This is a genomic window from Paractinoplanes rhizophilus (assembly GCF_042664765.1).
Lineage (GTDB): Bacteria > Actinomycetota > Actinomycetes > Mycobacteriales > Micromonosporaceae > Actinoplanes > Actinoplanes rhizophilus.
In genome coordinates, this window is record NZ_JBHTBJ010000001.1 from 654,429 (window position 1) to 675,327 (window position 20,899).

Annotated in this window: 24 protein-coding genes; 6 read left to right on the plus strand and 18 right to left on the minus strand. The window is 75.3% G+C overall.

Going from position 1 to position 20,899, the window contains the following annotated elements; translation table 11 throughout:
* Positions 1-23: 23 nt before the first annotated feature.
* The 7 genes from ACFQS1_RS02945 to ACFQS1_RS02975 form a co-directional block, all read right to left on the minus strand.
* Complete coding sequence (locus ACFQS1_RS02945) at positions 24-425, minus strand: DUF3618 domain-containing protein (protein WP_378964372.1); 402 nt, start codon at positions 423-425, stop codon at positions 24-26.
* Positions 422-850 (minus strand): phage holin family protein, encoded by a 429-nt coding sequence (locus tag ACFQS1_RS02950; RefSeq protein WP_378964373.1) that lies wholly within the window; start codon positions 848-850, stop codon positions 422-424. The genes ACFQS1_RS02945 and ACFQS1_RS02950 overlap by 4 nt, the downstream gene beginning before the upstream one ends.
* A 5-nt stretch (positions 851-855) precedes the next feature.
* Entirely contained in the window at positions 856-1,740 is an 885-nt protein-coding gene (locus ACFQS1_RS02955; RefSeq protein ID WP_378964374.1) for a glycosyltransferase family 2 protein, read from the minus strand.
* A 90-nt stretch (positions 1,741-1,830) separates the two neighbouring features.
* Positions 1,831-2,730 (minus strand): PfkB family carbohydrate kinase, encoded by a 900-nt coding sequence (locus tag ACFQS1_RS02960; RefSeq protein WP_378964375.1) that lies wholly within the window; start codon positions 2,728-2,730, stop codon positions 1,831-1,833.
* Positions 2,727-3,575: a Rieske (2Fe-2S) protein gene (locus ACFQS1_RS02965; RefSeq protein ID WP_378964376.1), complete on the minus strand. Its 849-nt coding sequence runs from the start codon at positions 3,573-3,575 to the stop codon at positions 2,727-2,729. Before ACFQS1_RS02965 ends, ACFQS1_RS02960 begins: the two co-directional genes overlap by 4 nt.
* Before the next feature lie 37 nt (positions 3,576-3,612).
* Complete coding sequence (locus ACFQS1_RS02970; protein ID WP_378964377.1) at positions 3,613-4,581, minus strand: radical SAM protein; 969 nt, start codon at positions 4,579-4,581, stop codon at positions 3,613-3,615.
* On the minus strand, positions 4,578-5,369 hold the full coding sequence (locus tag ACFQS1_RS02975) for an MBL fold metallo-hydrolase (RefSeq protein ID WP_378964378.1): 792 nt from the start codon (positions 5,367-5,369) through the stop codon (positions 4,578-4,580). Before ACFQS1_RS02975 ends, ACFQS1_RS02970 begins: the two co-directional genes overlap by 4 nt.
* A gap of 118 nt (positions 5,370-5,487) precedes the next feature.
* Here ACFQS1_RS02975 and ACFQS1_RS02980 point away from each other — a divergent pair, with 118 nt between their 5' ends.
* Both ACFQS1_RS02980 and ACFQS1_RS02985 read left to right on the plus strand, forming a co-directional pair.
* Complete coding sequence (locus ACFQS1_RS02980) at positions 5,488-5,670, plus strand: antitoxin (protein WP_378964379.1); 183 nt, start codon at positions 5,488-5,490, stop codon at positions 5,668-5,670.
* A gap of 147 nt (positions 5,671-5,817) precedes the next feature.
* Positions 5,818-6,120, plus strand: a complete 303-nt coding sequence (locus ACFQS1_RS02985) for a hypothetical protein (protein WP_378964381.1) — start codon at positions 5,818-5,820, stop codon at positions 6,118-6,120.
* 15 nt (positions 6,121-6,135) lie between these two features.
* On the opposite strand, the gene ACFQS1_RS02990 is transcribed toward ACFQS1_RS02985, so the two are convergent.
* From ACFQS1_RS02990 to ACFQS1_RS03025, 8 genes are all read right to left on the minus strand, one after another.
* Positions 6,136-6,609 carry a hypothetical protein gene (locus tag ACFQS1_RS02990; protein ID WP_378964636.1) on the minus strand — a complete coding sequence of 158 codons (474 nt, stop codon included), beginning with the start codon at positions 6,607-6,609 and terminating at the stop codon, positions 6,136-6,138.
* A 41-nt stretch (positions 6,610-6,650) separates the two neighbouring features.
* The gene (locus tag ACFQS1_RS02995) at positions 6,651-7,664 is read right to left on the minus strand and encodes a sensor histidine kinase (RefSeq protein WP_378964382.1); all 1,014 of its coding nucleotides are present in this window, start codon (positions 7,662-7,664) and stop codon (positions 6,651-6,653) included.
* Positions 7,661-8,350 (minus strand): response regulator transcription factor, encoded by a 690-nt coding sequence (locus ACFQS1_RS03000; RefSeq protein ID WP_378964383.1) that lies wholly within the window; start codon positions 8,348-8,350, stop codon positions 7,661-7,663. Before ACFQS1_RS03000 ends, ACFQS1_RS02995 begins: the two co-directional genes overlap by 4 nt.
* Positions 8,351-8,359: 9 nt before the next feature.
* Positions 8,360-8,674 (minus strand): hypothetical protein, encoded by a 315-nt coding sequence (locus ACFQS1_RS03005; protein WP_378964384.1) that lies wholly within the window; start codon positions 8,672-8,674, stop codon positions 8,360-8,362.
* Positions 8,671-9,855 (minus strand): molybdopterin-dependent oxidoreductase, encoded by a 1,185-nt coding sequence (locus ACFQS1_RS03010; RefSeq protein WP_378964385.1) that lies wholly within the window; start codon positions 9,853-9,855, stop codon positions 8,671-8,673. The genes ACFQS1_RS03005 and ACFQS1_RS03010 overlap by 4 nt, the downstream gene beginning before the upstream one ends.
* Positions 9,828-10,568, minus strand: coding sequence for a methyltransferase domain-containing protein (locus ACFQS1_RS03015; protein WP_378964386.1), 741 nt, complete (start codon positions 10,566-10,568; stop codon positions 9,828-9,830). The genes ACFQS1_RS03010 and ACFQS1_RS03015 overlap by 28 nt, the downstream gene beginning before the upstream one ends.
* On the minus strand, positions 10,565-11,185 hold the full coding sequence (locus ACFQS1_RS03020; RefSeq protein ID WP_378964637.1) for a TIGR04282 family arsenosugar biosynthesis glycosyltransferase: 621 nt from the start codon (positions 11,183-11,185) through the stop codon (positions 10,565-10,567). The genes ACFQS1_RS03015 and ACFQS1_RS03020 overlap by 4 nt, the downstream gene beginning before the upstream one ends.
* A gap of 107 nt (positions 11,186-11,292) precedes the next feature.
* Positions 11,293-11,952, minus strand: a complete 660-nt coding sequence (locus tag ACFQS1_RS03025; protein WP_378964387.1) for a glycosyltransferase family 2 protein — start codon at positions 11,950-11,952, stop codon at positions 11,293-11,295.
* A 114-nt stretch (positions 11,953-12,066) separates the two neighbouring features.
* On the opposite strand from ACFQS1_RS03025, the gene ACFQS1_RS03030 reads away from it, so the two are divergent.
* The 4 genes from ACFQS1_RS03030 to ACFQS1_RS03045 all read left to right on the plus strand — a co-directional run bounded on the left by ACFQS1_RS03030 (position 12,067) and on the right by ACFQS1_RS03045 (position 18,914).
* Complete coding sequence (locus ACFQS1_RS03030; RefSeq protein ID WP_378964389.1) at positions 12,067-13,149, plus strand: NAD-dependent epimerase/dehydratase family protein; 1,083 nt, start codon at positions 12,067-12,069, stop codon at positions 13,147-13,149.
* A gap of 85 nt (positions 13,150-13,234) precedes the next feature.
* On the plus strand, positions 13,235-14,584 hold the full coding sequence (locus ACFQS1_RS03035) for a hypothetical protein (RefSeq protein WP_378964390.1): 1,350 nt from the start codon (positions 13,235-13,237) through the stop codon (positions 14,582-14,584).
* A gap of 242 nt (positions 14,585-14,826) precedes the next feature.
* Positions 14,827-16,257 carry a cellulase family glycosylhydrolase gene (locus ACFQS1_RS03040; protein ID WP_378964391.1) on the plus strand — a complete coding sequence of 477 codons (1,431 nt, stop codon included), beginning with the start codon at positions 14,827-14,829 and terminating at the stop codon, positions 16,255-16,257.
* 62 nt (positions 16,258-16,319) lie between these two features.
* A complete protein-coding gene (locus ACFQS1_RS03045; protein WP_378964392.1) occupies positions 16,320-18,914 on the plus strand; it encodes an EAL domain-containing protein in 2,595 nt (864 codons plus the stop codon).
* Positions 18,915-18,942: 28 nt separating this feature from the next.
* Here ACFQS1_RS03045 and ACFQS1_RS03050 read toward each other — a convergent pair whose 3' ends face one another.
* The 3 genes from ACFQS1_RS03050 to ACFQS1_RS03060 form a co-directional block, all read right to left on the minus strand.
* Entirely contained in the window at positions 18,943-19,311 is a 369-nt protein-coding gene (locus tag ACFQS1_RS03050; RefSeq protein ID WP_378964393.1) for a hypothetical protein, read from the minus strand.
* Positions 19,312-19,375: 64 nt separating this feature from the next.
* Positions 19,376-20,197, minus strand: coding sequence for an NAD(P)H-hydrate dehydratase (locus ACFQS1_RS03055; protein ID WP_378964394.1), 822 nt, complete (start codon positions 20,195-20,197; stop codon positions 19,376-19,378).
* Positions 20,187-20,897, minus strand: coding sequence for a histidine phosphatase family protein (locus ACFQS1_RS03060; RefSeq protein ID WP_378964396.1), 711 nt, complete (start codon positions 20,895-20,897; stop codon positions 20,187-20,189). The genes ACFQS1_RS03055 and ACFQS1_RS03060 overlap by 11 nt, the downstream gene beginning before the upstream one ends.
* Positions 20,898-20,899: the final 2 nt, after the last annotated feature.

The following is a 20,899-nucleotide window of genomic DNA, read 5'->3' on the forward strand; positions in this document are numbered from 1 at the left end:
GGGGGTGCGGTGCTTCCGGGCGGTTACCGCTTCTTGCGCGATCTCGCCACCAGAATCACTCCGGTCAGGGCCATCGCGGCCGCGCCGACGAGCGGCAGCGACTGCCGGACCGCCGGGTCCTGGACGGCGTTCTTCTTGAGCACGAACGCTTGCTCCCGGGCCGGAGCGAGCTGGTCGGTGGCGATGTGCCGCGCGCCGCCGAGCTTCTCCCTCGCCCGCGCGGTCACGTCCGACGCGGCTTCCCTGGCCCGCGCGGCCGCGTCCGACGCGGCCTCCCGGGCCCGATCGGTCGCGTCCGAGGCGGCCTCCTTGGCCCGCTGCTTCACGTCGGCCTTGGCGGCCAGCGCCTCGACGGTCTCGCCCAGCTCGGCGCGGGTCTGCTCGATCTCGGCCCGCAGCTGCTGCGGATCCTGTGCGGTGCTCATGCGTGCCGTCCTTCCCGGGCCGCGGTCTTGACCGTGCGCACGTCCGCCTCGACGCTCGCGATCGCGTCCTTCGGCAGCGGCGGCGTCGCCTCGCGCAGCTTGGCCCGCCCGATCAGCGCGGCCACGCCGGCGGCGGCGAAGACCACCGCGGCGACGACCAGTACGGCCAGCCACAGCGGCCACGCCAGGGCCAGCAGGACGACCGCCAGCGTCAGCAGCAGTCCGAGCCCGTAGAGCGCGAGCACCGCGGCCGCGCCGAACAGGCCGCCGCCCATTCCCGCCCGCTTGCCCTTCTCGGCCAGCTCCGACTTCGCCAGCGCCAGCTCGTCGCGAACCAGCGTGGAAATTTGCGCGGCCGCCTGGTTCACCAGGTCGGCGGTTGACTTGCCGTCGTGCCGGCTGCCCGCCGGTGCGGTTGTGGTCACCGTGTTCACCTCCATGCCTTCGTCCCTGTGGTGCCCACCGCATCCGCGACCAAACGCAACGACGCCTCCACCGGCGGTGGAACGCGACGGCGGTGCCGCAGCGCCCAGGGCAGGTGGCGGAGGGCGGCGGCCAGCGCGACCGGGCCGGCGTCCAGCGCGGTGCGGGCCACGGTCGCGGGCGGACGACGCAGCAGGGCGGTCAGCAGGCGGTTGCGGGCCTCGACGCGGCGGCGGGCGCGCGGGTCACGACCGGACGGCTCGGGCAGGTGCCGGACCCGCAGCGACGGGACGTAGGACAGCAGATGGCCGGCGGCGGCGAGGTCCATGGCGAGCAGGGCTTCCTCCCCGTACACGAAAAGCCGGGGTTGAAAGCCGCCGACCGCGAGGAAAACATCGCGCCGCACCACCACGGCACAGGAGAGAAAGCCGAGCACCGCCGGTCCGGGCGCGCCCTCGGGAGTGCCGAGCGGCGCCGCCGCCATCGCCGCCGACACCGGATCGAGCCGTCCCTCGGCGCCGACGCGCACCTCGGCGGCAAGCAACGCGACCCGGGGGTGGGCCCGCAGGATTGCGGCGGCCCCGGCCAGTGCGCCATTTTCCCAGTACGAGTCGTCGTCGGCGAACGCGACGAACGGGGTGCCGGCCCGCGCGACCCCGACGTTGCGGGCCGCGGCGCCCAGGTTGCGGCTCAGGTGGATCACGTCGGCGCCGGGCACGTCGATCGGCTCGTCGGAGGCGTTGTCGACCACGATCACCGGCGCCCGGTGGCGCGGCACGGTCTCGGCCAGCCGATCGGCTCGGTTGCGGGTGGCGACGACGATCGTCACCTCGTCGGTCTCGATCGGGTGCGGAGCCTGCTCGCTGCCGTGCGCGGCGGTGATGGTCGACATGGCGGCGCGCTTACCCGCTCAGCGGCGGACGACACCAGCAGTCGCGCCTCGAGCCCGGGTTTATCGCCGAGCCGATCCCGGCATTGCGCCTCACGGCTTGGTGCGGAGCCGTCGGAGGTTGGGCCGGCCGCCGGGATGGCCGACGGTCAGGGCCGCCGCGGCAACGGCGAAGCGGGCGGCGTCCGGCGGCGGATCGCCGCGCAGCAGCGCCACCGTCAGGGCGGCGGTCAGCGCGTCTCCGGCCCCGGTCGTGTCGACCACCGGCGCGTCGCCGAGCGGCAGGAACAGGTGTCCCTCCCGCCACACGAAAAGATTGCCGCCGGTCATGCCGAGCGCGAGCAGCCCCGGGCCGGCGTTCAGCACCTTCTCGGCCGCCGCCCGCACCTGTTCCTCGTCGTCCGGCGGCACGCCGGTCAGCAGATGGGTCTCCTGCTCGTCGGCGCGCAGCACGTCGGAGACCGCCAGCAGCTCGGCCCGGTCCTCCTCGGCCGGGACGCCGTCGAGCACCACCAGCGCGTCGGCCCGCCGGCCGCGGCGCGCGGCGGCGAGCGCGGCGCGCGGCGGCTGCTGCAGCTGCACCAGCACGGCCGCCGCGTCGTCGAACAGGGCGTCCGCCTTCTCGATGTCGGCCGGCGTCAGCAGCGTGGCGGGCGGCAGGTGCTGCAGATAGCGCCAGCCGCCCGAGGCGTCGAGCGCCTCCACGATCAGGCCGGTCGGCTCGCCGTCGCGCCGGGCCACCCCGCTCACGTCGATGCCGTCCCGGGCGGCCCGCGCCACCAGCCGATCACCGATGTCGTCGCCGCCGGCCACCGCGATCAGCGAGACCGTGGCGCCGAGCTGGGCGAGCGAGACCGCCTGGTTGGCGCCCTTGCCGCCGAGCATCTCGCGGCGCAGGGCGACGTCGGCCGCCGCGCCGGCAGCCGGCATCCGCTCCACCCGCAGGACGAGATCGCGGGCCAGCTGCCCGGCCACCACGACCCGCCCGGTCACGGCTGGGTGACCTCGACACGGCCGTCGCGGAGCCGGGTCCGCAGCATCGGCTGGGCACTGGCGGCCGGGCCGTGCATGACCGCGCCGTCGGTGAGGCGGAAGACGCTGCCGTGCCACGGGCAGACCACGCACGCGTCGGCACCCGCGCCGGTGATCTCGCCCTCGCCGAGCGGGCCGGTCTCGTGGCCGCAGCGCTCGATCATGGCCGAGACCCGGTCGCCGCGGCGGAAGACGAGGATCGGGACCTCCCCCGCCTTGCGCACCACCGGGCGGCCGTCGGGCAGGTCGGCCAGCGAGGCGACCTCGGTCCACTCGCCGGGCACGCGAACCAGCTCCGGCGCGGCCTGGTTGACGCCGGCGCCCTGGGCGTACGAAAGATGTCCCCCGAGATAGGCGCCCAGCCCGGCCACCGTCAGTCCGGCGAAGCTGAAAGCTTTGCCGCGGGCGGTCCGCCCGCGCAGGCGGGCGACCAGCGATGTCGCGTAGAGACCGACCGCGACGGCGTTCGCCGTCGCGTGCACCAGGCCCACCCGGCGCTGGTCCCTGGTCAGCTGCGACCAGTCGAGCCAGCCCGCCGCCACGGCCGGGACCGCGCCGGCCACGCCCGCACCGATTAGGGCGGTCGCCGACCGGCTCCGGCCGGGCAGCAGGTCGAGGATCGCTGCCGAGACGAACGAGCCGACCGGCAGCTGCACCAGCACGGGGTGCAGCGGGTGGCCGAGCCAGGTGCCGTGCAGGACGTCACGCAGCCGCTGCGGTTTCGCGACGGCCTGCACCGCCGCCTGCAGCTTGTCGCTGACGGGATCGAGCGCGTGTGCTTCTTCCAGCCGGGTCATCATCCGCATGCAAGGCGATTGCCCGCCGCCGGGCCGCCCAAACGGCTCAGAAGGTGTGCCGGTAGAGCGCGCATCCCCGGCAGACCTCGGGCGGGTCGGCGCTGTCCAGCCGCCGGCGGAAATCCCGGTACGGCTCGCCGTGCCAGATGTCGGCGAAACTTTCCCGGTTCAGGTCGCCGAGCGCGACCCGGTCGTCGCCCATCACCATGCAGCACGGCTGCACCAGGCCCGCGCTGGTCACGTACGCGGCGTCCCAGGGCCAGGTGCAGTTTCCGCCGCCACCGTCCGGCCCGGACGACGGAAGGCGCAACTTCAGACCGGCAACTTTCGCCTCCCGGGCCGCCTCGGCGAACGCGCCGCGGTCGTCCCAGAGCGCCTGGTCCGCGGTGAACTGCCGGATCTCCTGGTACGCCCCGGCCGGGTCGGTGTCGGCGAAGTCGTGCGAAAGATTCTGCACCCGCAGCTCGTTCACGCCGACGCTCGCCAGCAGGCGGGTCAGCGCGGGCAGCTCGGCGACGTTGGCGCGCATCGCCACGAACACCACCCGGATCCACGGGGTGTCGCTCGCCGCCTCCCGCTTGGCCTCGACCAGCCCGGCGAGGTTGGCGATGACCGTGTCGAAGCGGGCGCCGTCGCGGATCGCCTCGTAGACGGCCGGCGTGGCCCCGTCGACCGAGACGTGCAGCCAGTCCAGGCCCGACGCGACCAGCTCCCGGGCCCGGCGACGGGTGAGCAGCGTGGCGTTGGAGTTGAAGCCGACCCGCACGCCCCGCTCGACCGCGACGTCGATCATCTCCGGGAGGTACGGCGAGAGCAGCGGCTCGCCGAGCCCCTGCAGGGTGAGCCGGCGCAGCGGCAGCTCGTCCACGAGGCGGCGGAACAGCTCGGGACGCATGGCGCCGGCCAGCTTGTTGACCGGCGGCCGGTACCGGACCAGGCACATGGTGCAGCGCAGGTTGCAGGCCGAGGTCACCTCGACCTGCAGGTGGCCGGGCAGCGGCGGGTCGGCGCTCATTTGGGCTCTTCGTCGACGCGTACGGGCAGCTCGAACGTCTCGCCGCGAGACACCGGGCGGACGCCGGGCAGGTTGTGCCGCAGGTAGTCGTCCAGCGGGGACTTCATCACCCGGTAGTCGTCGAAGTGGATCGGGATCGTGCGGCCCGGGCGGATCAGGCGGGTCAGCTCGGCGCCCTGGCGGTCGTCCATGGTGACCAGCAGGCCGAGGATCCGGGTGCCGCCGAGGTGGATCAGCATGACGTCGATCTCGCCGAGGCGGCGCGGTATCTCGGCCAGCCCTGGCCGGCACAGCGTGTCGCCGGTGACGTAGAGGGTCAGCCGGGTCCGCCCGTCGACGGCGAGCTCGATCACCGAGCCCATCACGTCGGGCAGCAGCAGGTCGACCGCGCCGGGGCCGTGCCGTCCCGGTACGGCGGTCACCCGGAGCCGCTGGTTGCCGCGGGTCCACTCGTGCGACTCCCAGGTGGGCAGGCCGCGCACGGCGGTGAACCGCCGCCGCAGGCGCCGCTCGGCCTGCGGGGTGGTGAGGATCGGCAGGCGCGGGTCGAGGCGCTGCCGGGCGGCGCGGTCGAAGTGGTCGCCGTGCAGGTGCGACAGGACGATCGCGTCCGGGCCGGCGTCCGCCAGCGGATCGAGGACCGGGTCGCGGAGGCGTTTGCTCCACATGCCGTAGCCGAGCGAGACGCGGCTCCCGGCCGGGCCGAACGCCGGATCGGTGAGCAGGGTGAAGTCGCCCAGCCGCAGGAGGGTGGTGGCGTTGCCGATGAAGGTGACTTCCGCACGCATCGCAGCCGGGTACCCACCGTGCCGGGGTTGATTCCGGTGTATTGCGGCCGGCTTCGCGTGTTTGGCCGGGATGGGGCCGGGCAAGCTCCTGGCCGACCACCCGAGGAAGGAGCTTTCGATGGGCTTCATGGACGAGGCGAAGGATTTCGCCGACAAGCACGACGAGCAGGTCGACCAGGGCCTGGAGAAGGCCGGCGACCAGATCGACGACCGGACCGGGAACCGGTACACCGACAAGGTCGACAAAGGCGTCGACGAGGCGCAGCAGCGCACCGGCGAGGGCGACACGCAACGCCGCTGAGGCCGGCGGCCGGCCTTCGTCGCCGGTTGCCGGCGCGGCCGGGCTGATCCGGCCGCGCCGGCCCGGCACGCACCTCCGGGTTTGGCCCGGTCTCGAAGATCAGGGCGAGGTGGTTTCCGGGCGGGCGTCGCGGGAAATCACTGCCGCATGCAACCACAAGCGCTACCGATCGCCACCGTGAACGTGGGCATGACCGTCGTCGACTCCGACGACCAGCAGGCCGGCGTCGTCTCCGCGGTGCAGATGCCCGGCACGGACGTGCGGCCCGACGTGGTCGCCGGAGTGGCCGAGGAGCTGATGGGTTCCGGCTACATCCGGGTCGACGGCACCGGGTTCCTGTCCAACGACACGTACGCCGGCGGCGACCAGATTCGCGACAGCGTCGAGGGCGAGCCGGGTGTGGTGAACCTGAACGTCACCCGCGACAGGTTGCACCGCGCCAGCGCGTAGCCGCACTCGCCGCCATCAATCCGGCCGCCCTTGATCCAAGGCGGCCAGCGCGCCGTAGGTGACCGTGCCGTAGGCGAGATGCGGCACGAGATCGCTGAGCCAGTCGCTCACCGACCAGTCGCGGGGGTCGCTGACGCCCAGCGAGGCCATCGACGCGTTGGTCGATGCCATCGCGGTCAGCCCGACCAGGATCGCGCCCACCGGCGCCGGCGGCCGCAACCCGGCGCGGCGCAGCACGCCGAACACCACGCCGATCCCGACGCCGGTGACGATGCCCGACAGGCTGCCCAGGGCGCTGACCCGGTTCTCCCGGGCCCGTCCCTCCCCCGGCACCGACAGCGGCAGCCGCTCCTCCATCGCCTCGACGCTCTGCTCGGGCGTGTCGCTGCCGCCCCGGCCGCGCACTGCCATGTCGGCGTACGTGACGGCGTTCAGCGCGGCCGTGCCGGCCGCGCCCGCGACCGCGCCCGCCAGGATTCCGGTCGCCAATCTCATGGGCGCCGAATACCCCGCGCGCGGCGAGGCACACGTCATCCGGCCGGCAGCCGCACCTCGAAGCGGCAGCCGCCGCCGGTGTTGCGCACCCCGACCCGGCCGCCGTGCGCCTCGACCAGGCCCCGGACGATGGCGAGACCGAGCCCGCCGCCCCCGCCGGGCTGCTCGTCCGGGGTCCGGGCGCGCTCGCCGCGGAAGGCGATGTCGAACACCCGGTCGAGGTCGCCGTCGGGGATGCCGCCGCAGGTGTCGGAGACCGCGAGCCACACACCGTCGCGGCCACGGCCGGCGTCGATGTGCACCGTGCCGTCCGCCGGGGTGTAGCGGACCGAGTTCACCAGCAGGTTCGTGACCACCCGGGCCAGCTCGCGCTCGCCGCCGCGTACGGTGGGCCAGCCGGTCTCCGCCGCCACCAGCGTGACCCGCTTGCCGGCCGCGAGCGGCGCCACGCCCGCGATCGCGTCCGACACCACCTCGCGCAGCGGCACCGTGGTGGGCACCAGCCGCAGGGCGCCCGCGTTGATCCGGGACAGCTCGAACAGGTCGTCGACGAGCCGGGTCATCCGGTCGGTTTCGACCCGCAGCCGCCGGTGATACTCGGCGACCGTCGCCGGGTCGGCCACAATGCCGTCCTCCAGGGCCTCGGCCATCGCCCGCATGCCGGCGAGTGGGGTCCGCAGGTCGTGCGACACCCAGGCGACCAGCTCCCGGCGGCCGGCCTCCAGCCGCCGCTCGCGGTCGCGGGCCTGCTGCGCCCAGACCGCCGCGGCGGCGAGCCGGCGCCCGAAGATCACCCCGACCGCGAGGCTGACCAGCGCGGCCGCGCACACGGTCAGCAGCACCACCCGCATGTCGTGGCCGGAGAGAAACATCGCCCGCGCGACCGTCGCGACGCCGGCCACCACGGCCAGCACGGTCACGGCCAGCAGCACGACGATGTGGGTGAGGATCGACCGGCCGCGCAGCAGCCGCAGCACCGCCGCGCCCGCCGCGCCGACCACCCCGCCCGCGACCAGCGCGTAGGCGGCGATGAGCAGGGTGTCCGTCACCGGCCGCTCGGCTCGTAGCGGTATCCGATGCCCCAGACGGTGAGGATCCGGCGCGGCTCGGCGGGATCGGGCTCGATCTTCTCCCGCAGGCGGCGGACGTGCACGGTGACGGTCGACTGGTCGCCGAACTGCCAGCCCCACACCTTGTCGAGCAGCTCGGCGCGGGACCAGGCCCGGCCCGGATGACGCAGCAGGAAGATCAGCAGGTCGAATTCGCGTACGGTCAGCGCAAGCGGCGTGCCGTCCCGCTCCGCCAGCCGGCGCGCCGTGTCGAGCGTCAGGTCGCCGTCACGCAGGAAGGCCGGCGGCTCGGCGGCCGGCGCGGCGCGGCGCAGCACCGACCGGATCCGCAGCACCAGCTCGCGCGGCGAGAACGGCCTGGTCACGTAGTCGTCGGCGCCCACCTCGAGGCCGAGCACCCGGTCGGCCTCCTCGCCCAGGGCGGTCAGCATGATCACCGGGAGGTCCGGGCGCTGCCGCCGCAGCCGCCGGCACACCTCGATCCCGTCGATGCCCGGCATCATGACGTCCAGCAGCACCAGATCGGGCGTGTCGGCGGCGACCGAGGCGAGGCCGTCCGCGCCGTCGGCCGCCAGCCGCACCTCGCAGCCGTCCTGCTCCAGATAGCGCCGGACGACGTCGCTCACCGTCGGATCGTCGTCCACGACCAGCACGCGATGTCCCACGCCGCCACGCTACCCAGCACCCGGCGGCACCGGCCTTGCGAACTTCTTACGAAAGTTGCCAGGCCGCGGCTTCTTGCGGACGCCTCCGGGACGCGCCTTCTTACGAAAGTTTCCGGGCCGCGGCTTCGTACGGATGCGCACCCGGACGGCCACGGCCACGATCGCGAGCACGACCGGCATCCACACCGCGTCGTGGGCGACAAGCACGGCCAGGAGAAAAACGGCCATCCCGATCGGGTCCGCGCCGTCGTCGGCCAGGGCTCCGCCGATCGCGTACGCGATGAGCACCGCACCCGTCGCGACCAGCGCGACCCTCGTCCTCATCGGGGCATCCGGACGGTGATCCGCCCGACCCACTTGGTCTGCAGCACCCCGGGCCGGTTCGGCGCGATGAGCCGGGCCGGGTAGCCGTGGTCGAGGTGCAGCACCTCGCCCCGGAGCCGGAGCGCGATCAGGGTGAGCGGGTCCCGGACGTGTTCCGGCGGCAGGGTCGAGACCCGGTACCGCCCGCTCGCCTGGAGCGACTCGACCACCACGGTCGCCCGGTCCGGGTCGCCGCCGGCCAGCGCCACCAGATCGCGCAGCCGCACGCCGCCCCACGTGGCGCCCGAGCTCCATCCCTCCACGCAGGCGATCGCCAGGTGCGCGGTGTGCTGCGGCATCGCGTTGAGCCCGGCGAGGTCGAAGCTCGTCTCCCCCGCCGGTCCGGCGAGCACCAGCCGATACGCCGGGTCCGCGGTCACGCCCGCGGCCGCCGCCGTCTTGTTCACCGGCAGGCCTTGCGGGCCCTCTCCTGGCCGCCGCGGCGCGAGCACGCCCAGGCCGGCGAGCGGCCGCACGGTCTGCCCGACCGTGGTGAGAGTGATCAGCCCGGCCGCGGCCGCGACCCCGGCGAGCAGCACCCGCCGCCCCTTGTCCACCGCAGGCAGCGCCCTGTCATCGGCGCCGTCCACGGGGCCCGACGGGTGCCGGCGCAGCGCCGCGCGGGCCGCCGGGAGCTGCACGCCCAGATGCACGAGGATCGCGCCGACCGCCAGCCACGCCCCCCAGTAGTGGCCGGTGGTGAAGAAGAACGGCATCGGCGCGTACCAGTGCGCGATGTTGAGGACCCCGCTGACCACCTGGAACAGCCCGGCCGCCACCAGCGCCGCGACCCCGGCCCGCTCGGCGGCGTGCGCGAGCGACCGCACCGGCGGCCAGGTGAACAGCCGGGGGTAGACCGACCACAGCTTGACGCCGAGCAGCGGCACGCAGGCGAGCCCGGTCGCCACGTGCAGGCCCTGGGTGAACCGGTAGAGCCCCACCGGCCGCGACGGCCACCAGAACCAGCCGGGCGGGTGCTGGATCAGGTGGCTGAGCAGCCCGGTGGCGAAGCAGACGCCGAACGCCACCCCGAGCGCGACGCCCAGCTGGCTGGTCAGCCGCACCGACCGCAGCCGCGACGGGAAGGCGCCAGCCCGGAAGGGCCCGCGCCGGCTCAGCGCTCGGAGAGTGTCGCGAACCATCGTCCCTCCTCCACCCACGTCTCGAGCACCCGCATCGCGGTCGCGGCGGCGAGCGCGGGAAGCTCGTCCACCGGCACACACGCCCAGCGCAGTTCGGCCCGGCCGCCCGCCACGACCGCCACTCCCGGCCGGCCGGTGGGGCCGGCAGCCGGCGCCACCATCGCGGACCGGACTTCCGGGGCGGATGCGGGCGCCACCACCGCGGACCAGCCCTCCGGGCCGGAAACGGGGGTCAGGACCGCGGGGCCCGACCAGCCGGCGGTGCCGGGGGCGGCCGCCTCGACGTGCAGGCGGCCGTGCGGCGCCAGCAGCCGGCGGCATCGGCGCAGCAGGCGGGCGGGATCGCCGCCGATGCCGATGTTGCCGTCGGCGAGCAGCACGTGCTGCCAGCGGCCGGCACCGGGCAGCGGGCCGAACACGTCGCGCCGGAGGGCCGTCGCCCCGCGGCGGCGGGCCAGGCGCACGGCGACGTCGCTGATGTCGATGCCGAGCGCGGGACAGCCCCGGCGAGCCAGCGACCCGGCCAGCCGGCCCGGCCCGCAGCCGACGTCCAGGGTCGGCCCGTCGCAGCGGGCCAGGAGCGCCTCGTCGCCCGGCAGGTGGTCCTGGGACCACGCCGCGGGGTCGAAGCGGTGTTCCGCCCCGGTCGTGTGCCGCACGGTGAACGCCGCGGCCCGGCGGAAGATGGCGTCGAACAGCACGCCCGCGCTCATCGCGGCACCTCGGCGGCGACCACGCGGGGGAACTCGCGGCCGGGCGGGCAGAGCGCGGCCACCGCGTACGCGTCGGGCGCCGTGTCGACGTCCCGCAGCCGGGGCAGCTCCGCCACCCGCAGGCCGCGCCGGAGCAGCGCCGTCCGGGTCCGCGCGCCGGTGGTGGCGGTGGACGTCGGTATGCCGCGCAGCGCCTCGGCGTGACCGGGATCGCGCAGGCCCAGCGCCCACCATCCGCCGTCCTCGGCCGGCCCGAGCACCGCGTCGGCGTCCCGGAGCAGGCGCAGCGCGTCGTCGAGGTGGCCGGCGGTCAGCTGCGGGGTGTCCATGCCGATCAGCAGGGCCGGCCCGGCGTCGGCGAACGCGTTGGCCAACCGGTCGCTGAGCGGCCCGCCGCGCTGGCGCGCGCTCGCCCAGCCCGGCGGCGCGGCGCACGGACCGTCCGTGATCAGGACGCGACCGCCGGCCCGGGCGCCGCTCACCGCCGCGATGGTGTCGGCCAGCGCCGCGGCCGCCACCCGGGCGGCCTGCCCGGGCGTGCAGGGCGGGCACAGGCGGGTCTTGACCCGGCCCGGCGCCGGCACCTTCGCCAGCACCGCGATGCGGGCGCTCACCAGGCCGGCGCCGAGCCCGCCGGCATCCCGACTACGACCGGGATCGGGGGCGCTCACCGGGCCGGCGCCGCGCCCGCCGGCATCCTGGCCGGGACGGGGACCGGGGGCGCTCACTGGGCCAGCACCCGGCTCATGTCGCGGATCGCGCGGGCGGTGCCGAGCGCCGTGCCGGTCACCTTCGAGCGGGTGCCGGCCGCGCGGGGCAGGTAGTCCACGTCGATCTCGGTGACCCGCCAGCCGGCCCGGCCGGCGGCGATCAGCAGCTCCAGGGGATAGCCGAAGCGCCGGTCGCGCAGGCCGAGCGCGAGCAGGCCGTCACGGCGCGCGGCGCGCATCGGGCCGATGTCGTGCACCGCCAGCCCGGTGGTACGCCGCAGCCGCCCGGCCAGGATCGCGTTGGCGGCCCGGGCGTGCAGCGGCCACACCCCGCGCGCGGAGGGGCGGCGGCGGCCGGTCGCGAGGTCGGCCTCGCCGGCGCGCACCGGCCGGGCCACCGCCGGCAGCTGGCCGGGGTCGAACGAGCCGTCGGCGTCCATCACGCAGACCACGCCGTCGTCGGGCGCGGCGGCCAGCACCCCGGCGTGCACCGCGGCGCCGTAGCCCGGCTCGGCCACGCTGATCACCTCGGCGCCGCAGGCCCGGGCGACCGCCGCCGAACCGTCGGTCGAGCCGTTGTCGACGACGATCGCCCGGTATCCGGCGGGCATCCTGGCCAGCAGATCGGGCAGGGCCGGGGCCTCGTTCCGGCAGGGCAGCACCACATCGGTCATGTCCGCCGACGCTAGGCACGGGCGGCCCGGAAAGGGCTTACGCGGCGATGACGAACCCTTACGAACCGCTGACGCGGGCCCCGCACGGCCCGTCCGCGCCCTAGCGTCGCCGCCATGACACGCGTACTCGTGACCGGCGGCGCCGGCTTCATCGGATCCCACGTCGTCGCCGCCCTGCTGGCCGCCGGCGACGAGGTGACCGTCCTCGACTCCGGCCACCCCGCGGCGCACCGCCGGCCGCTGCCGTCCGTGATCACCAGCGACGCCCCCTCGGACGGTGCGCACTCGGGTGGCGCCCCGGTGCAGCTCGCCGACCTGCGCGATCCGGTGGCGGTCGAGGCGGCGCTGACCGGCGTGGACGTGGTCGTCCACCAGGCCGCGATGGTCGGGCTGGGCGTCGACCTGAACGATCTCCCGGAGTACGTCGGGAACAACGACCTCGCGACCGCCGTGCTGCTGGCCGGGATGGCCCGCGCCGGGGTGCGCCGGCTCGTGCTGGCCAGCTCCATGGTGGTCTACGGCGAGGGCGGCTACGCCTGCGCCGCGCACGGCCCGGTCCGGCCCGGCCCCCGCGTCGTGGACGACCTGGCCGCCGGCCGTTTCGAGCCGCCGTGCCCGCGCTGCGGCGAACCGCTCGCCCCCGAGCTGGTCGGCGAGGACGCGCCGCTCGACCCGCGCAGCGTGTACGCCGCCACCAAGGTCGCCCAGGAGCATCTGACCGCCGCCTGGGCGCGGGAGACCGGCGCCGCCGTCGTGGCCCTGCGCTACCACAACGTGTACGGCCCGGGCATGCCCCGCGACACCCCCTACAGCGGGGTGGCCGCGATCTTCCGGTCGGCGGTGGCGGGTGGCCGGCCGCCCCGGGTCTACGAGGACGGCGGCCAGCGGCGGGACTTCGTGCACGTCCGGGACGTGGCCGACGCCAACGTCGCCGCGGTGGCCGCGACCGCGGCGTCCGGCGGCTGGCGGGCCTGCAACATCGCCTCCGGGCGGCCGGCCACCGTGGGTGAGCTTGCCGCCGAGCTCTCCCGGGCCGCCGGCGGGCCTGCGCCGGTGACGACCGGCGAGTTCCGGCTCGGCGACGTCCGGCACATCGTCGCCCACCCCGGCCGCGCCGCCACCGAGCTGGGCTTCCGCGCCCGCGTCGGCCTCGCCGAGGGCGTGCGGGAATTCGCACACGCCCCGCTCCGCGGATGAGGCCCCACCCGCCACCCACCCGAAGCAGCCGCGCGTACCCGAGGCAGCAACGACACCCGCGGACGAAGCCGGGAGACGTGACCGAATGAAGTCCGGAAACGCCGCGCCGACGAAGCCGGCGAACGCCGCCCGCACGAAGCCGCGCTCCGACCTGATCGTCGCGGGTCTTGCCGTGGCGCTCGTCGCCGCGGCGGCCGTCGGCGCCGTGGTTTTCCAGCGTCTCGGCCATCCGGTGCACGCCGGCGCGGCGCCGCTGTTCGCCCATTGGCTGCCGCACGCCGGCCCGGGCACCCTTCCGGCGCTGGCCGTGGCCGCCCTGGTCGTCCGCTACGGCCCGGCACTGGCCCTTCGCCTGCGATGGCGCGCGCTGCTGGCGGCCGCCTATGTGACCGCTCTGGCCTGGACACTCTCGCTGGCGCTGGTCGACGGCTGGCAACGCGGCCTGGCGGGCCGCCTGACCACCGGCCCGGAATATCTGACCGAGGTGCCCGGCGTGACCAGCATCCCGGCGATGCTGCGCGGCTTCACCGGCCGGATCCTCGACCATCAGCCCGACTCGTGGACCACGCACGTCGCCGGCCACCCGCCGGGTGCCCTGCTGATCTTCACCGCGCTGGACCGGCTCGGCCTGTCCGGCGGCGCCTGGGCCGGCCTGCTCTGCGTCGCGGCCGGCGCGCTCACCGCGGTCGCCGTGCCGGTGACCGTACGGCTGCTCGTCTCGGACCGGGCGGCACGCGCCGCCGCGCCGTTCGTGGCCCTGTTCCCCGGCGCGATCTGGATCGGGGTCTCCGCCGACGGCCTGTTCGCCGGGGTCACCGCGACCGGGGTGGCGTGTCTCGCCCTCGGTCTCGTCCGCCGGTCCGGCCCCGCGGCCTTCGCGGGCGGCCTGCTGCTCGGCCTCGGCGCCTACCTCTCCTACGGCCTGGTCCTGATGTCCGCGATCGCGGCCGCCGTCCTCCTGGCCGCCCGGCACCGAGCACCGAACGGCCGGCACCGGGCGTGGTGGGCGGTGGCGGGCGCGGCCGTCCCCGTCGCCGCCTTCACGGTGGCGGGCTTCGACTGGCTGACCGGCTACCACCTGCTGATCCAGCGCTATTACCAGGGGATCGCCGCGCACCGCCCGTACGCGTATTGGGTCTGGGCCGATCTCGCCGCCGTCACCATCGCCGCCGGGCCGGTCGCCGCGGTGATCGTCCGCCGGGCCGTCGCGGCCCGGCGCGGCCCGTGGCTGCTGCCGCTCGCCGCCGTGGCCGCCATCCTCGCTGCCGACCTGTCCGGCTACAGCAAGGCCGAGGTCGAACGGATCTGGCTGCCGTTCGCGGTCTGGCTCATGGCCGGCGCCGGGCTGCTGCCGAACCCGGCCCGGCGCCGCTGGCTGATCGCCCAGGCCGCGCTCGCCCTCGCGATCAACCACCTGTTCCTCACCGCCTGGTAGCGAAACCTCCACCGCCGACAGACGCCGCCGGGTAGCGACACCACCGCCGGCAGACGCCGCCTGGCAGCGACACCACCGCCGGCCGACCCCCGGTCCGGCCGACGATCAACCGAAACGCAACCGAATCGCCCCGCCACCCGCACTCAACAGGCCTTTTCCGGCCCGCCGCACGGCCGACAGGAGCTACCACCTCCGACCGGCAGTGCAGAAGGGCTCGACAAGTGCGCAAGTTAGCTCGCGGGATGACCGCAGCCATGATCGCCACGTTGCCGCTGATGACCGTCCCCGCGAGCGCGACGGCGGCCGGGACGGCGACCGCCGCCACGACGCTGCCCGGGCGGCTGGCGACGGTCACCACGGCCAAGCAGATCAACTACTACCCGTCGCAAGCCGGCTGGAGCCGGATGTGGACCGACTTCGACCCCGACACGATCGACGCCGACCTGGCCAAGGCGGCGGCCCTCGGCGCCGACAGCGTGCGGGCCATCGTCTTCCCGTCGGTCTTCGGCTGGCCCACACCGAAACCGGAGTACACCACCAAGCTCGCCCAGTTCGTCTCGCTCGCGGCGGCGCACGGCATGACCGTGAAGCTCACCCTCTTCGACTGGTGGGACGGCTACACCGACATCGCCGGCAGCACGACCTGGGCGAACGCCATTCTCGCGCCGTACCGCTACGACACCCGCATCATCGCGATCGGACTGCAGAACGAGCTCGACCCCACCAACGCCGCCGCCCTCGCCTGGGCCAAGAAGCTCGTCCCGGTGGTGCGCGACGCCGCCCCGAACATCCCGGTGACCATCTCGGTGAACGACGTCGCCAACCTGGCCAAGCTCAAGGCCGCCGTCGCCGTCGACTACTACGACTACCACTTCTACGGCAACTCCGAGCGGGCTCTCGCCGAGCTCCGGCAGGCGCAGGCCGCGGTCGCGCCGGTGCCCCTGGTGCTCGGCGAGACCGGCGCCAGCACGGTGACCAACACCGAGGGCGAGCAGGCCGCGTACCTGGCCCGGGTCTTCGAGGCCGCGAAGGTCGCCGGGATCGAGTCGGTCGCGCCGTGGACGCTGACCGACTTCGCGGCCGGCGCGATCCCCGCCTCCGGGGTGGCGCAGAGCCCGGCCCAGTACAAGTTCGGCCTCTACCGCACCGACGGCGCCGCCAAGCCGGCCGCCGGCGTGGTGCGGGCCGCCTGGGCCGGCGTGGCGTACCCGTCCTCCGTTCTGGACCTCGGTTTCGAGAACGCCGCCGGCCAGACGCCGTGGAGCACGTACCTGCCCGAGCTCGGCGTGGCCACCAAGACCACGGCGGTGGCCCGGTCCGGCAAGTGGTCGGTCACCATGACGAACACCGGCAAGACGCCGGCCGGCTCGCCCTCGTACCGGGTGTCGCCGATCGTCCCGGTCCAGCCCGGGCAGAACTGGCACGCCGAGGTGTGGGCGCGCGGCAACGCCGCGACCGGCGCCACCCAGATCGCGCTGAGCTGGTTCGACGCCGGCAACCGCTGGCTCGGCGGCGCGTCGTCGGCGAGCCTGCCGCCCGGCACCACGAACTGGACGAAGCTCGGCGTCGACCAGGTCGCGCCGGCCGGGGCGGCCAGCCTCCAGATCCATCTCAAGTCGGGCGACAACACCGGCACGGTGTGGTTCGACGACGTGGCGATGACGGTCTCCTGAGCACGATGGGATTTTGCTGACCGAGCCGTAACCGGACGGCCGGTCGGTCGTTGGGCCGGGCGATGGCAGGACCCCTCGCCCGCCCGACCGACCGGCAGGTCGCCTGGTCGGCGGCTGCCGTCTGCGTGGTGGCCGTGCTGGCCGCGGTCCCGCCGCAGGCCGCCGCCGGCCTGCTCACCGCCTGCTCGGCCGGCGTCGCCGTGCTCATGCTGCGCGCGCGCCCGAGCGGTCCGCGGATCCGCGTCCTGGCGCTGGCCGGCGGCATCCTGGTGACCGCGCTGGCCGGCGCCGCGAGCGGCCTGGCCGCCCTGCTGGCGCCGGGCGTGCTGGTCGACGGCGTCCCGCTGCCGGCCGAGATCCCGCTGGTCGCCCTGTTCTTCGCGGCCGGCATGTACCTGCCGGCCGTGCTCCGCCCGCACCAGAAGCGCGGCCTGCGCGCGGGTCTCGACACGCTGGCCCTCGCCGCCTGCCTGATCTTCCCGCCGTGGCTGCTGCTGTTCGGCGCCGAGCAGACCGAGCGCCGCGGCGCCACGGTCACCGCGCTGATCTTCGGCGGTGGCGCGGCCGCGGCCGTCGCCGTGACCGGTGTCTACGCCGTCCGGCACCGGGCCGCCCTGCAGTGGTGCACGCCCGGCGCCTCGCTCTCGCTGGTCGCCCTGACCGCGCTGGTCATCGCCATGGACTTCCACGACGAGCCGAACGCCAAGATCGCCGGCCTCGCCGCGGGCGCCGCGATCAACGCGGCCGCGCTGCTGATGTGGCACGGCTCGGTGCGGATCGCCCCGGACGCCCGCCCGCTGCCGCCGGCGGGCAGCGAACCCTCGGCCGGCTTCCCGCTGCTGGCGCTGCCGATGATCACCGCCGCCCTGGTCACCGTGCACCGCCTGCTCACCGGCGGCCGGATGGACACCGTGTCGATCGTCCTCGGCCTCACCGCGATCACCGCGGTCGCGGGCCGGGAGTGGCTGTCGGCGATCGCCCTGCGCCGGCACGCCGATCACCTGACCGTGCAGGGCAACCGCCTGCGCAACCTGGTGTTCGGCTCGGCGGACGTGGCGATGATCCTCGACGCCGACCTGGCCGTGCGGTGGCAGTCGCCGGCCGCGGCCCGCCAGTTCGGGCTCTCCGATCAGGACGTTCTCGGCAAGGCGGCGTCCGCCCTGGTGCATCCGGTCCAGGCCGACGCCGTGCACGCCTACCTGGCCGGCCGGATCGCCGGGCGGGACACCGAGGCGAGCCTGACGGTCCGCCTGCGGGACGGCTTCGGCCGCTGGCGCGAGACCGAGTGGACGACCGACGGCGCCGACCCGGCCGAGCCCGGCCGCACCCTGGTCGTGCACGTCCGCGACGTGAGCAACCAGCGCGACCTCGAGCGGGCGCTGCGCCAGGCCACCCACCTCGACCCGCAGACGAGCCTGGCCAACCGGGAGGGCCTGTGCCGGGCCGGCGAGCTGGCGCCGGACGCGGGCGCGATGATCGTGATCGAGCTGGGCGGGCTCACCGCGATCGCCGACGTCCGCGGGGCCGAGCAGGCCCAGGTGGTCGTGCTCGAGGCGGCCCGCCGGCTGCGTACCGGGCTGGCCGGCGCCGACGTGCCGGCGCGGCTCGGCGAGACCCGGTTCGCGGTGCTGACCCACTGCGGCGCGGTGCGGGCCCACCTGCTGGCGAGCCAGCTGGTCACCGCGCTGACCGCGCCCTACGAGGCGGCCGGCACGGTCTCGCACCTGTCCGCGTGGGCCGGCCTGGCCGATCTGAGCCCGGAGGCGGGCGTGGACGAGGTGATCCGGCGGGCGGTGCTGGCGCTGCGGGCGGTCCGGCAGGGCCCGCCGGGCGCGGTGGAATGGTACGACGAGCAGCTGGAAGAGCGGCTGCTGCGGCGGTCGACGCTGGAGCAGGATCTGCCTGGCGCGGTCGCCCGGCGCGAGCTCGATCTGGCGTACCAGCCGATCGTCGACCTGGCGAGCGGCGATCCGGTGGGGGTGGCCGCGCTGCCGTCGTGGCGGCATCCCACGCTGGGCGCGGTGCCGGCCGGCGAGCTGCTGGCGCTGGCCGAGGATCTGGCCCTGCTCGGGCCGATCGGGCACTGGGCGCTGCATGCGTCGTGCCGGCTGCTGGCCGGCTGGCGGCGGCAGCGCGAGGACCTGTGGCTGGCGCTCACCGTGCGCCCTCGCACGCTGGCCGATCCGGCCTTCCAGGCGGGCCTGCAGGCCGCGCTCGACCTGTATCAGATCCCGCCCGCGGCCCTGGTCGTCGAGATCAAAGAGCAGGATCTTTCTTACGTACGGGAGGAGCACGAGCTCGATCTGCCCGCGCACCTCGGCCGGCTGCGCGCGCAGGGTCTGCGCACCGCGGTCGACAGCTTCGGGGCCGGGCCCACCTCACTGAGCCGGCTGCGCATCCTGCCGATCGACCTGCTCAAGATCGACCGTGATGTCTTCGGCCAGGCCGGTGCGGTGCTGGACGTGACCGTGACGCTGGGTCGCCGGCTCGGCATGGAGGTGATCGCCCACGGCCTGGAGACCGCGGACGACCTGGACACCGTACGCGGGGCGGGCTGCCGCCTCGGCCAGGGCGACCTGCTCGGCCGGCCGATGCCCGCCGAGCGCCTGGAAGCCCTGCTCGAGTCGCATCGCGACGCCCGCCACCGCGACGGTTAGGCCGTCGGCCGGCCCTCGACCGGTCCGGTCACTCGGACTGTCCGGCGAGGACCGACCGGTCGGCCGACGTGCCCAGGCCCGACGAGCCCATGCCCGACGTGCTCTGGCCCGACGTGCCCATGCCCGACGAGCTCTGGCCCGACGTGCTCTGGCCCGACGTGCTGTCGGTGGCCTTGCTCCGCGACGAGCGCGGCTTGCGGGGCGCTCCGGTCTTGTCGGCGACCTGGTCGAGCTTCGCTCCGGCCGTGTCCTTGACCTTCTGCTTCGCCTGCTCGACCTTGGGGCTGCCGCTCAGCCCGCGCGCGGCCTCCGCGATCCGCTCGTACTGCTCGCGCCCGGCCCGGGCGCCGAGCACGTAACCGATGGCGAGGCCGGCGGCCAGCTTCACGATTCTCATCAGCAACCTCTCTCCGTGTCGTCTGGAGCAAGGTTTGCCCACCGCCCCGCCACCCAAACCCGGCCTACACCGTGGCGATCGTGTAGGCCACCTCGCCGACGATCTCGCGGGCCAGGAAGCCGGTGCGGCCGTACCGCTGGCTCAGCCGCTGGCCGCTCACCGCATGCGCGTACGCGCCCCAGCAGGCCGCCTGTGCCGGGTCGGCGCCGCGGCCCAGCAGGCCCGCCACCACCCCGGCGCGGGCGTCGCCGCTGCCCGAGGTGCCCAGGCCGGCGTCGCCGCTCTCCTCGTGCCAGACGCGGCCGTCCGGGGCGGCGATGTGGCCGTAGAGCGAGACGACCGCGCGGTACTGCCCGGCCAGGGTGCGCGCCGCCGCGGTCAGATCGTCGCCCGGGTCGTGCCCGAGCAGGTGGGCGGCCTCAGTCACGTTCGGCGTCAGCACCGCGCGCTCCTGGCGGAGCAGTCCCGGCTCCTTGCTCAGCGCGCCCAGGGCGTACGCGTCAAGAACGACCCCGGCGCCCGGACCCGCCGCACCCAGCAGGGCCGCCATCAGCTCGCGGGTCTGCCCGATGTCGTCGAGCCCGGGCCCGATCGCGATCACGTCGGCCTGCCCGGCCAGCTCGGCCAGTTCGTCCGACGCCAGCCCGACCACCTTGGCCTCGGGCACCGCGATGCTCAGCGCGACCGCGCTCTCCTCGGCCACCGCGAGCTGCAGCCGCCCGGCGCCGGCCCGCAGCGCGGCCACCCCGGCCAGCAGCACCGCGCCCGGGTTGAACCGCGACCCGCCCACCACCAGCACCGTGCCGCGCGACTCCTTGTCGCCCGCCGGGTCGGGCAGCGGCCATTCGCGCAGCAACCGCGGCGTGATCACCTGCTCAGTCGGCATGGACTTCCTCCTGCCGGGTCACCGGCGCGTCGTCCCGGCGCAGGTGCGCGACGTCGTTGAACGCTTCCGGCCGCAGCACCCCGCCGACGCGCCGCCAGCTGCTGATCGAGCAGTTCGCGATGGTCGTCCGGCCGGCGATCGCCATCAGCTCCGCCTCGTCCAGCCCCTCGACGAGATAGCGGATCAGCAGCACGATCGCCTCGTGGGCGAAGAGCACCACCCGGCCGTCCGGATGGTCGGCGCGCACGTCGCGCAGCAGCGAGCGCAGCCGCAGCAGCACGTCGGCCCACGACTCGCCGCCCGGCGGCCGGTAGTAGAACTTGCCGAGCCGGGCCCGGCGCTGGGCCTCGCCGGGCAGCCGCGCCGCGACCCCGCGCGTGGTGAGCAGGTCGAGCACCCCGAGCTCCCGGTCGCGCAGCCGCTCGTCCACGAGCACCGGCACGTCCAACCCGGCCAGCGCGGCCTCGGCGGTCTGCCGGGCCCGCAGGTACGGCGACACCACCGCCACGCCCGGGGAATGCCCGGCGAGCGCCCGGCCCAGCGCCGTCGCCTGCTCGCGCCCGGTCCGGGACAGCGGCACGTCGGCGTCCCGCTCGGCGATGTCGATCACCTCGGCGCCGCCGGCCTCCGCGTCCGCCGCGGCGGCGTTGCCGATGCTCTCGCCGTGGCGCACCACGGCCAGCCAGTCCAATGTCTCCACGG